The organism is Schwartzia sp. (in: firmicutes) (assembly GCF_978017985.1).
The window spans coordinates 1-10,662 of the sequence record NZ_CDXDFU010000093.1 but is presented as its reverse complement, the minus strand read 5'-3'; the positions used below and the strand labels follow the sequence as shown (position 1 = coordinate 10,662).

The 10,662-nt window shown below is 46.9% G+C and carries 10 protein-coding genes; 6 read left to right on the top strand and 4 right to left on the bottom strand.

Going from position 1 to position 10,662, the window contains the following annotated elements:
- Positions 1 to 217 (bottom strand): MATE family efflux transporter (locus ACY69O_RS04340; protein ID WP_462332242.1); only part of this gene is annotated, 217 nt, incomplete at its 3' end.
- The gene (locus ACY69O_RS04335; RefSeq protein WP_462332241.1) at positions 217 to 780 is read right to left on the bottom strand and encodes a hypothetical protein; all 564 of its coding nucleotides are present in this window, start codon (positions 778 to 780) and stop codon (positions 217 to 219) included. The genes ACY69O_RS04335 and ACY69O_RS04340, both read right to left, overlap by 1 nt.
- Before the next feature lie 170 nt (positions 781 to 950).
- Between ACY69O_RS04335 and ACY69O_RS04330 the strand changes: the two genes are divergently transcribed.
- The 3 genes from ACY69O_RS04330 to ACY69O_RS04320 all read left to right on the top strand — a co-directional run bounded on the left by ACY69O_RS04330 (position 951) and on the right by ACY69O_RS04320 (position 5,563).
- Positions 951 to 3,878: an insulinase family protein gene (locus ACY69O_RS04330; protein WP_462332240.1), complete on the top strand. Its 2,928-nt coding sequence runs from the start codon at positions 951 to 953 to the stop codon at positions 3,876 to 3,878.
- Positions 3,879 to 4,025: 147 nt separating this feature from the next.
- Entirely contained in the window at positions 4,026 to 4,913 is an 888-nt protein-coding gene (gene dapA, locus ACY69O_RS04325) for a 4-hydroxy-tetrahydrodipicolinate synthase (RefSeq protein ID WP_462332239.1), read from the top strand.
- 29 nt (positions 4,914 to 4,942) lie between these two features.
- Positions 4,943 to 5,563, top strand: coding sequence for a coenzyme F(420) biosynthesis enzyme (locus ACY69O_RS04320; protein ID WP_462332238.1), 621 nt, complete (start codon positions 4,943 to 4,945; stop codon positions 5,561 to 5,563).
- Between the two features lie 103 nt (positions 5,564 to 5,666).
- Here the strand turns inward: ACY69O_RS04320 and ACY69O_RS04315 are convergent, their stop codons facing one another.
- Both ACY69O_RS04315 and ACY69O_RS04310 read right to left on the bottom strand, forming a co-directional pair.
- Positions 5,667 to 6,680, bottom strand: coding sequence for an amidohydrolase family protein (locus ACY69O_RS04315; RefSeq protein ID WP_462332237.1), 1,014 nt, complete (start codon positions 6,678 to 6,680; stop codon positions 5,667 to 5,669).
- Positions 6,681 to 7,048: 368 nt separating this feature from the next.
- Positions 7,049 to 7,846, bottom strand: a complete 798-nt coding sequence (locus tag ACY69O_RS04310; RefSeq protein WP_462332236.1) for a transglycosylase domain-containing protein — start codon at positions 7,844 to 7,846, stop codon at positions 7,049 to 7,051.
- A 191-nt stretch (positions 7,847 to 8,037) separates the two neighbouring features.
- Here ACY69O_RS04310 and argC point away from each other — a divergent pair, with 191 nt between their 5' ends.
- From argC to argB, 3 genes are all read left to right on the top strand, one after another.
- On the top strand, positions 8,038 to 9,072 hold the full coding sequence (gene argC / locus ACY69O_RS04305) for an N-acetyl-gamma-glutamyl-phosphate reductase (protein ID WP_462332235.1): 1,035 nt from the start codon (positions 8,038 to 8,040) through the stop codon (positions 9,070 to 9,072).
- 29 nt (positions 9,073 to 9,101) lie between these two features.
- Complete coding sequence (gene argJ / locus ACY69O_RS04300; protein WP_462332234.1) at positions 9,102 to 10,313, top strand: bifunctional glutamate N-acetyltransferase/amino-acid acetyltransferase ArgJ; 1,212 nt, start codon at positions 9,102 to 9,104, stop codon at positions 10,311 to 10,313.
- Positions 10,314 to 10,327: 14 nt separating this feature from the next.
- Positions 10,328 to 10,662: acetylglutamate kinase (gene argB, locus ACY69O_RS04295; protein ID WP_462332233.1), on the top strand; the 335-nt coding region annotated here is incomplete at its 3' end.

Sequence of the window (10,662 nt, the reverse complement as noted above, 5' to 3'; positions counted from 1 at the left end):
GTGTGAGACCTGACAAAACGGATATACATGTCGTGAAGACCGGAAAATATAAATTTGCGCCTACGGCAACACCTGCAAGGTCTTCGCTGGAAAAGTGACCTGCCATGACCGTATCACAGAAGCCCGTTGCAACGAGGGCAAGCTGCGTCACAAAAATCGGCACGAGAACTATAAAGAATTCCCGTGCCTTTTCTGTCCATGTATTTGCGTGTTTCATTACCAGATGACCGGATTCATCTGCTCGTACAGCTTCTTTGTTACCGTGAATGCGGTATCCTCAGGAGAGCCCTTTTCAATCGGTTTGAATACGGCTTTATCCAGGGGAGTGTCCGTTTCACCGAGAAGCACAACACCGTAGCTGATGTCCTTTGTATGAATTGTGGCATAGGTACGTTCTTTTACATTGAATACATAAAGCACCTCGGAATGGGAATAACGGTCATGGTCAAGCTTGTCGAGGTATTGCTGGTTTTTCTGCGCGAGAAGAACTCCGTTCTTCGGAAAGACCTTGAGGTTTACCTTGAGGAGTTCATTGTGCTTTTCGATGTGGTCGATGGAAAGCTCCTCGTACTCGTAGTCGGCTTCCTTCGTTTTGACGAGCTCTGTCCAGCGGTTTACCTCAAGCTGCTCCGGGGATTCATCTTTAGTGGGGTACATGCTGATGTTCCAGTCGCTGAGATTCGTTATACCCTCTGTGACGGAGGAGTCGCCTTTGGCGTATACCGGCGCGGTAAGGGTGAGAACAACAGCACCTGCGCATAAAATCTTTTTGAGTTTCATATAAATACCCTCCTCAAAGGTTAATAGTCATAAATCTATCAATTCATTATACCATGCTTTATGAAAAGAAGCGAAATGCGGTCTTGAGAGTATTTCTCAAAAAATGCCGCGTTATCTTTCGGGTGAGCGTCCAGGTATGGTATAATATTAAGCATTGAATGGATAAGGAGATGTATTTAGTGAAGTTAAATGAAGTAATATATGGTTTCCGTTTTGTTAAGGAAACGGAAATCCCTGAGATTTCATCAAAAGGATATGAGTTTTTCCATGAAAAGAGCGGAGCGCGCCTTTTTTATGTAGAAAATGATGACGATAACAAGGTGTTTTCTATTTCCTTCCGCACACCGCCGAAGGACGATACCGGCGTGCCGCACATTGTTGAGCATTCTACGCTTTGCGGTTCCCGCAAATATCCGCTGAAGGAGCCGTTTGTTGAGCTCGTAAAAGGCTCGCTCAATACGTTCCTCAACGCCATGACATACCCCGACAAGACAATGTATCCTGTTGCAAGCCGCAACGATAAGGACTTCCAGAATCTCATGGATGTATATCTTGATGCGGTGTTCTATCCTTCTATGTACGAGAAGAAGGAGGTTCTCATGCAGGAGGGCTGGCATTACGAAATCGAAAGCCCTGAAGAACCGCTGCGTTACAGCGGCGTCGTGTTCAATGAGATGAAGGGTGCGACCTCGTCTCCGGAGGACCTTTTGGATACGGAGATATTCAAAGGGCTCATGCCGGATACGCCGTATGCTTTTGAATCCGGCGGAAACCCGGAAAAGATTCCTGATCTTACACAGGAAAAATTCATTGCGTTCCATAAAAAATACTATCACCCGTCCAACAGCTATATTTTCTTCTACGGCGATATGGATATCGAGGAAAAGCTCAAATACCTCGATGAGGAATATCTTTCCCATTTCCAGCGTATTGAGGTGGACTCGGAGATCCCGAAGCAGAAACCGTTTGCCGGTATCAAACGTCTCGTAAAGGAATATCCTATCGGAGCGGAAGAGGACACGAAGGAAAAGACCTTCCTCAACTGGAATGCTGTTATATGCGATGCGGAGGACTATCTGACGAAATCAGGTCTTTCCGTGCTCACACACGCGCTTTTCGAGACTGATGCAGCTCCTCTCCGCCAGGCATTTATTGCGGCAGGCATCGGTAAGGATGTTTCGGCATCCTTTGAGACGCAGCTTCGCCAGTCAATCCTCTCTGTAGAGGTAACAAACGCGGAGGAAAAGGACGCGGAGCGTTTCTATGAAATATTGCAGACGAAGCTCAAAGAGCTTGCGGACGGCGGTCTTGACCGCACACTGCTCGAAGCTTCGCTGAATTATATCGAGTTCAAGGTACGCGAGGAGGACTCCGGACGTATCCCGAAAGGACTCGTATATAATATCGCGGTCATGGGGCAGTGGCTTTACGGAGCAGATCCGGCGAGGGCACTCTTCTACGAGGAATCCCTGAAAAAGATGAGAGAAGGACTGGACAACGGCTTCTTCGAGGATTTGATTCGCCGCTGTCTGATTGACAATCCGCATCAGCTTCTTTTAACGCTGCGTCCCAGCACGACGATGGCAAAGGAACGCGAGGCACGCACGGAACAGCTTCTTGCGGCGCGCAAGGCTGCCATGACCAAGGAAGAGATTCAGGCTGTCATCGAAACCACGGCGCATCTCAAGGAATTTCAGCAGACACCTGATACGGCAGAGCAGCTTGCAATGATTCCGCTGCTGAAGCTTTCGGATATCCGTAAAGATGCGGAAAATCTTCCTCTCGAAGAAAAAGAGATATCCGGGACGAAGGTGCTTTATTCTGATGTGGATACGCACGGCATTGCATATCTCGGACTTTATACGGATATCGACGCGATTCCTGAGGAGCTTCAGATTTACGCATATTTCCTCACGTCGGTTCTCGGCGGTGTCGATACGAAAAAGCATAACTATACAGAACTCACGAATCTTGAGAACCTCTGCTCAGGCGGTATTTCGTACAATCTCGTCTCGTTCAGCACGACGAAGGCGGAGAAAGGCTGGGACGCTAAGGGTACGGTAAAGGTACGCGCTCTTGTGCGCAAGCTGCCGGAGGTTGCGGAGCTTCTGCTTGAAATAATGACATCCTCCGTATTTACGGATAAAACACGTCTCAAGGAGCTGGTGGCACAGAGCCTGGCAGCCGCAGAGCGTGGAATCCTCAACACGCCAAATCAGATTATGGCGCAGGAGCTTGCTTCACACATCACAAAGGCGGGAGCTTTTGATGAGAAGGGCGGGCTGCCGTATTACTGGTTCCTCAAGGACCTCAGCGAGCATTTCGACGAACGCTTTGATGAGCTTTCTGCAAAGCTTACGGAGCTTCTGCCCATGTTCTGCAGCCGTAGGGGACTTGTTGCGTCGCTTACGGTATCGAAGAAGGATTATGATACCGCAGTGAAGGCGCTGAAGCCGCTCTTTGAAGGCCTTTCCGACAAGGAATATCCGAAGGCTGCGCGCACTGTCGAACCGAAAAAAGCAAATGAGGGCTTTATGACCTCCAGCCGCGTTCAGTACGTCGGAAAGGGCGGAGACTACAGCAAGCACGGCTACAGCTTTACAGGTTCCATGCGCGTTCTTGAGTCAATCATGCGGTACGGCTACCTTTGGACGAAGCTTCGCGTGCAGGGTGGAGCATACGGCGCATCTGCGGTATTCTATCGTGACGGACTCATGATGTTCACGTCCTATCGTGACCCGAACCTCACGGAAACACTTGATGTTTATGACACAATTCCGGGTTATCTCAGAAGCTTCACGGCTTCTGAGCGTGAGATGACGAAATACATCATCGGAACCATCAGCACCATGGATATGCCTCTGACACCACGCATGAAGGGCGATACGGCTGCACAGCTCTGGCTTCGCGGCGTTACGCTGGCTGACCGTCAGAAGGTGCGTGATGAGGTTCTTTCGACGGGTATTTTGGACATTCAGAAGCTCGCTGACCTTGTGGAAGACTGCATGAAGGACAATAACTTCTGTGTATTCGGAAACGAGGAGAAGCTTACTGAGCATAAGGACTGCTTTACTAAGCTCGTCCGTGTAATGGAATAAAAAAGATTAAAATTCTCATGTATACAAAACTCTTGCCGTTTTTAACCGCGGCAGGAGTTTTTTTCTATGGCAAAACATCTTTCTTAGCGGTATAATACAAAGGATAGGTTGAAGAAGTAGGAATACAATCGCAAAGGGGATTTTCTTATGAAGAAGGTCATTTTCACGGGTGCAGGCGTTGCAATCGTCACACCGTTTACCGAGACAGGAATCAATTTCGAAGAGCTCGGCCGTCTCATTGACATGCAGATTGAGGGCGGTACGGATGCTATAATTATTGCAGGTACCACAGGTGAAGCTGCAACAATGAGTGACGCAGAGCATAAAGAGGCAATCAAATTTGCTGTTGAGCATACGAAAAAACGTGTTCCTGTAATCGCCGGAACAGGTTCCAATGATACTGCTTATGCTATTCAGCTTTCACAGTATGCGGAAAAGGTCGGCGCTGACGGACTTCTTCTCGTCACACCGTACTACGATAAATGCTCGACAAAGGGCCTCGTTAAGCATTTTCAGGCAATCGCCGACAGTGTCGGAATTCCATGCATTCTGTACGATGTACCGTCCCGTACCGGCGTGTCCATCAAGCTTGAAGCATATAAAGAGCTGTCGAAGCACCCGAACATCGTTGCTGTAAAAGAAGCGAACGGAGATCTTTCCTCTATTCTTCGCCTCCGTGCAGCGTGCGGCGATGAGCTTGCTGTTTATTCCGGCAACGACGATCAGATTGTACCTATTCTTTCTCTCGGAGGAAAAGGTGTTATATCGGTACTGTCAAATGTTGCACCGAAGCAGACACATGATATCTGCCAGCTTTATTTTGATGGAAAAGTAAAAGAGTCTGCAGAGCTTCAGATTGCGTTCACAGATCTCATTGATGCGCTTTTCTGCGAAACGAATCCGATTCCGGTCAAGACAGCTATGCGTCTTATGGGCTATGCGGCAGGGCCGCTGCGTATGCCGCTCTGTGACATGGAGCCTGAGCATGAAGAGAAGCTGAAGGCGGCTTTGAAGGCGCACGGACTTCTTGCTTAAGTGAGGAAATAACAAGGAGGTATTATGTAATGAAGAAGATTTTTCAACTGTTTGTTTTTGCGGTAATGCTCGTTGTCGGTGCTCCGATGGCGTTTGCTTACACGGAAAAGCCTGAGATACAGCCGGGGGCAGATATCACAGTCGTCAAAGCATTTGCTCTTGCTGCGCCTGAGTACACACCGATTGAAGGTGCTCCGACATATCAGGACCTTATCCGTATCCAGAACAACGCTGAGGGCGTTTCGAAGCGTAAAATCGTTACCTACGATTATATCTCTGAAGAGCTGTTCCATCAGATGGGCGAGGATATCCGCCAGATTGACCGCCGTCTTGCAAAGCAGATTTTCCGTAACAAGGTAGGGAGCTTTGCTGATTCTTATGTTGTTTTGACCGTAGTAAACGGAAGAAGAAAATACGGAACGGCTTTCTACTTTGATGTATTCAAATCCGGTACCAACGAGCTTCTTTTCTCGTATATGATCATGGCTGAAAAGAATGATCCGGATGATGAAAAGAACTATAAAATGATGATGGATAAGTTCTACAAGAACTTTGAGTGGGCTGCTGAGAAACAGCAGAAGGAACTTGAAAAAGAACGCCGCGAGGCTCAGCGCAAAGCAGAGCGCGAGGCTGAAAAGGCAAGGAAATAAATGTGAGAATGAAAATGGCTGTGAAAGAATGCGAAAGCATTTGATCACAGCCATTTTTGTTTGAATTGTATTGTGTTGTGTTGAACCGGAGATATGTTTTTGATTATTTACCTAAAATATACTTCTCAGCATTCAAGTGAAATACTTTTTCTTTTTCTTCTTCGGTCAATTCCAGCGAATCCATGAATTCCATCATTTTAGACACGCATTCATAGGGATAGTCGGAGGCAAAGATGATACTGTCGATGCCAAAAGCTTTCTTTGTGCATTCAAAAGCAAGCTTGGACATGTTGCCGCTTGTCGTTACGACGACATTTTTGTTTTTGAAGTAGTATGAAACGGAATGTTTCATCTTTACTTCTTCGTCCTTGATCCATTCAAAACGGTTATCAACTCTTTCCAGGATGAACGGGAAATACTCACCTAAATGACCGAGAATCATCCTAAGGTTAGGATATTTATCAAAGGTTCCGTTTAATATGAGTCTCAACGAGGTTTTCATAGCATCCAGTCCGAAGCCGAGTCCCGGTGAAGAATAGACATACCCCATATCTTTCATGTCTTTGTCATCAGAGGCTTGCGGATGAACATAAACCGCGCAGCCCAGTTCCTCTGCCTTTGCCAGCAGAGGCAGATATTTTTCTTCATATAGATGCTCTGTCTTGTAATTAGAGTGTGTGTGCCAATACTTAAACCCTAATTCTTTTACACAGCGTTCCAGCTCTTTGATTGCTTCATCAATGTAAGGTGAAGGTAAAACCGCAGCGCCCAGAAAACGGCCGGGATATTTCTTTATAATCTCAGCAACGGCATCGTTGGATTTCTTTGCAAAATACACGGCTTCCTTTTCGGGTAATTCCTCTAGGGCGGGAGAAGTAGACAGGACAGCTGTTTCGATGCCGTGTTTGTCCAGTTCAGCAACTCGTTCTGCTCCGAAATTCGTCAATTCATCAATTACCGGATATGTATTTGTGATACCGCCAAAAGGGGCAAAAACCTTGTCGCGTACTTCCAGCGTTTTCGTTTCCGGATAATACCGCATGGCAGTATCTCTTTTGGAAAGATGCTCCATGAGCTCCGGCAAGTAATAGTGAAATTCGCAGTCGATTATCTTCATGACATTCCCCTCCCGTAAAAATTTTTGTATTCGGCTGAAATATAAATACATTTCTATCTTTTCATTGTATCATAAATAGCTTGCTGTAGAAAGTGGCAATAAGCGGTCTCGATATCACAAGAATTACCTTCCCCAAATGGGGGAGGTAATTCTTTCACGGTTCCTTTTTGTATACTTGCGCTTGAATGTGCAGAAGTCTATTGCAATTAACAGTTTAACACATTATTATAGAACCTATAAGAAATTTGCTATATTATGGTGTTAAGTGAATGTCCGGCGAAAGGGACAGATTGCATAAAAAACCACTTCCGCGGCAGCCGGTCGTTAAGACGGCGTATACCGTGGAAGTGGTTTTGCTTTTTGTGGTATCAATGCGCCAGATATAATGGCTCTATTTTCGCGCCGTTTGATGTTTTCTCATCGATATAGCCTGCGCGCACCATGGCGTCCAGAACTATGAACTGACGCTTTTTTGCAAGTATAAAATCCTCGTACGGAGAGTACAGGGACGGAGCGTTCGGCAGGCCTGCGAGCATAGCAGCTTCCGGCAGAGTAAGCTCTGAAGGTTCTTTGCCGAAATATCCGTGGGAAGCGTTGTATATGCCGTAATACCCTGAGCCGAAGTAAATGCTGTTCAGATAGAGGGAAAGTATTTCGTTTTTTGAATAGCGGAACTCGAAATCAAGCGCCAGTAAAACTTCCTCGATTTTGCGGCTCATTGTCTGTTCCTGTGAAAGGAAAAGGTTTTTTACGAGCTGCTGTGTGATGGTGCTTGCGCCCTCGGTGACCTCTCCATATTGCATATTTACAAGAGCAGCACGGAAGATTCCGTTGATATCAAAACCCGGATGCGTGTAAAAACGTGTATCCTCCACCGCGACTACGGCTTCTGTGAGTCGGGGAGGAAGGTCGCTTACGGGAATGAAATTTTTCGCAGGCACTTTCTCGTTGACCGCGTCCGGCAGGAAAACAAAGCGGCGCAGCTTTGCGGAGAAGTTTTCGGCCGAGTCCTTGGGCTTTTGCTGCGGGGTATCGTGTGACGGCAGCACGCCCTGGATAACACGGGTGAATGCGGCAGGGTTCATCGCATCTTTTCCGCCTGCGAGAAAGAAGCCAATGAAGAAAACAATGATAAGGCTCGCAATGAACCGCAGTATTTTTTTCATGGAAAATAATACTCCTTTTGATGTAAAGCTGCATATATTATAGCATCTGTTCTTATTTTTCCGAAGAGGAAATCACAATAAAAATAGAGGACTCTAGAAAAAATTGATAAATGTCCGTATGCAGCTATTGCATTTTTATGCAAGATTGATGTATAATTATGAACATACTTTTGAGAGAGGGAGGAATCCTCATGAAAGTTAGTATTATCGGGGCAACCGGCTATGCCGGAGCAGAAATTTTACGGCTCCTTTTGAATCATCCGAATGCAGAAATTATGCATATTACATCGGAAAGTCATACAGATGTACCCATATCGGATGTATATCCGCACCTCAAAGGCATATACGACCAGAAGCTTGAGAGTCTTTCAGATATTGAAAAAATCGGAGCAGACAGTGATTTTTTATTCATCGGACTTCCTGCAGGCCATGCCATGAAAATCGGACAGGCGCTTAAAGATATGCCCGTACGGATAATAGACCTGGGAGCGGATTACCGTTTTCATGATACGTCCGTTTATGAGCAGTGGTATAAGGTTGCGCATACGCACAAGGATGCCGAGAGGGTCTACGGACTGGCCGAGCTGAACAGAGATAAAATCAAGTCGGCAAAGATAATCGGCAATGCGGGCTGCTACACGACAGCAAGTATTCTGGCACTGGCGCCGCTGGTTAAAGAACATCTGGTTGATGTGCATACGATTGTAGTTGATGCGAAATCAGGAGTTTCGGGGGCAGGCCGCTCAGCAAAGCTGCCAAATCATTTCCCGGAGCTTTACGATAATTTCAAAGCATACGGTGTTGCAAATCACCGACATACGCCGGAGATTGAACAGGCACTTACAGATATCGGAGGAGAAAAAGTTCTGCTGAACTTCACTCCGCATCTCGTGCCTATGTCGAGAGGAATACTGAGTACCTGCTATGCGACACTGAAGGACGGCGTAGAGGAAGCCGATGTCACAAAAGCATATCATACGATGTATGATGATGAATATTTCATCCGCCTGCGAGGGCTTGGCGCTTATCCTGAAACGAAATATGTCCGGGGCTCGAACTACTGCGACCTCGGCTGGCATATAGATGCCCGAACACGACGTGTAATCGTCCTTTCGGCTATCGACAATCTCGTAAAGGGTGCGGCAGGTCAGGCGATTCAGAACTTCAATATCGCCTGCGGCTTTGACGAAAAGACAGGGCTTACGCTCGCACCGGTTTATCCATAAAAACAACCACTTATTTGGGAGGAATATACATGTTCACAGAAGAAAATGCAAAAAAAGGCGTTACTTTTCCGCAGGGCTTTAAGGCTGCAGGCGTAAAGGCAGGCATCAAGAAAAGCGGAAATCTCGATCTTGCGGTTATTTACACGGAGAAGGAGGCAGCTGTTGCCGGAACCTTCACTCAGAACAAGGTTTTCGCAGCACCTGTTGCGGTCTCAAAGGAGGTCGTAAAGGGCGGCAAGGCACATGCAATAGTTGCTAACGCAGGCTGCGCAAACGCATGCACGGGCGAGCAGGGACTTGCAGATGCAAAGGCAATGGCTTCGCTTACCGCAAAAGAACTCGGCTGCGGGGATACAGAGGTCATCGTTGCATCTACCGGCGTAATCGGAGTTAATCTTCCGATGGATAAAATGGCAGTCGGAATCAAAAATGCAGTATCGGAGCTTTCTGAGGACGGAAGCTCGAATGCAGGCAACGCTATCGTTACTACGGATACTTATTCGAAGGCATGCTCTTCGGAAGTAGAGATTGGCGGCAAAACGGTACGCTTCGGCGCTATCGCAAAAGGCTCCGGTATGATTCAGCCAAACATGGCAACTATGCTTTGCTTCATCACAACAGACGCAGATATCGATCAGAAGCTTTTGCAGGCAGCTCTTTCTGATGTGGTAGAGGTTACCTTCAATATGATTTCCATTGATGGCGATATGAGCACAAACGATATGGCGATTGTTCTGGCAAACGGTGCGGCTGGCAATAAGAAAATCACTGAGAAGGATGCTGACTACGAGAAATTTGCAGCAGCACTGAAATCCATCTGCACAGGTCTCTCTCAGAGAATCGCTGCAGACGGAGAGGGCGCAACGAAATTCCTCACAATCAATGTAAGCGGAGCAAAAACTTTCGCTGATGCAAAACAGGTTGCCATGAGCGTTGCAAAGTCCCCGCTCGTAAAGACGGCATTCTTCGGACAGGACCCGAACTGGGGACGTGTAATCTGCGCTGTCGGATATGCAGGCGTAGATATCGTGCCTGAGACAACAGTTGTTAAATTCGGCGGTATTCCGGTATATGCAAACGGAGTCGGAGCTTCCTTCGACGAAGCAGCTCTCAGAAAGGTTATGTCCGAGCATGATATCGTGATTGATGTTGCTCTCGGACTCGGAGATGCAGACGCAACCGTATGGTCCTGCGATTTCTCCTATGAATACGTGAAAATCAACGGTGAATACCACACCTGATTGGAGGGATTGGGATGTTTTCGCCACAAGATACAGCAAATATCTTAGTTGAAGCACTTCCATATATTCAGAAATACTTCGGCAAGACCATCGTCATCAAATACGGCGGCAACGCCATGATAACTCCCGAGCTGAAGGCAAAGGTCATAAAGGACATTACCCTTATGAAGTTCGTGGGAATTCACCCTGTTATAGTACATGGCGGCGGGCCGGATATCACAGGCTTTTTGAAAAAGGTCGGCAAAAAATCCGAGTTTGTCAGCGGGCTCAGAGTTACTGATGAGGAAACCATGGAAATCGTTGAAATGGTTCTCATCGGCAAGATAAATTCGGAAATCGTAAACCTCCT

Coding starts and splice junctions, on each gene's coding strand:
- ACY69O_RS04335 (WP_462332241.1), bottom strand. CDS start 780: ATGAAACTCAAAAAGATTTTATGCGCAGGTGCTGTTGTTCTCACCCTT.
- ACY69O_RS04330 (WP_462332240.1), top strand. CDS start 951: ATGTATTTAGTGAAGTTAAATGAAGTAATATATGGTTTCCGTTTTGTT.
- dapA (WP_462332239.1), top strand. CDS start 4,026: ATGAAGAAGGTCATTTTCACGGGTGCAGGCGTTGCAATCGTCACACCG.
- ACY69O_RS04320 (WP_462332238.1), top strand. CDS start 4,943: ATGAAGAAGATTTTTCAACTGTTTGTTTTTGCGGTAATGCTCGTTGTC.
- ACY69O_RS04315 (WP_462332237.1), bottom strand. CDS start 6,680: ATGAAGATAATCGACTGCGAATTTCACTATTACTTGCCGGAGCTCATG.
- ACY69O_RS04310 (WP_462332236.1), bottom strand. CDS start 7,846: ATGAAAAAAATACTGCGGTTCATTGCGAGCCTTATCATTGTTTTCTTC.
- argC (WP_462332235.1), top strand. CDS start 8,038: ATGAAAGTTAGTATTATCGGGGCAACCGGCTATGCCGGAGCAGAAATT.
- argJ (WP_462332234.1), top strand. CDS start 9,102: ATGTTCACAGAAGAAAATGCAAAAAAAGGCGTTACTTTTCCGCAGGGC.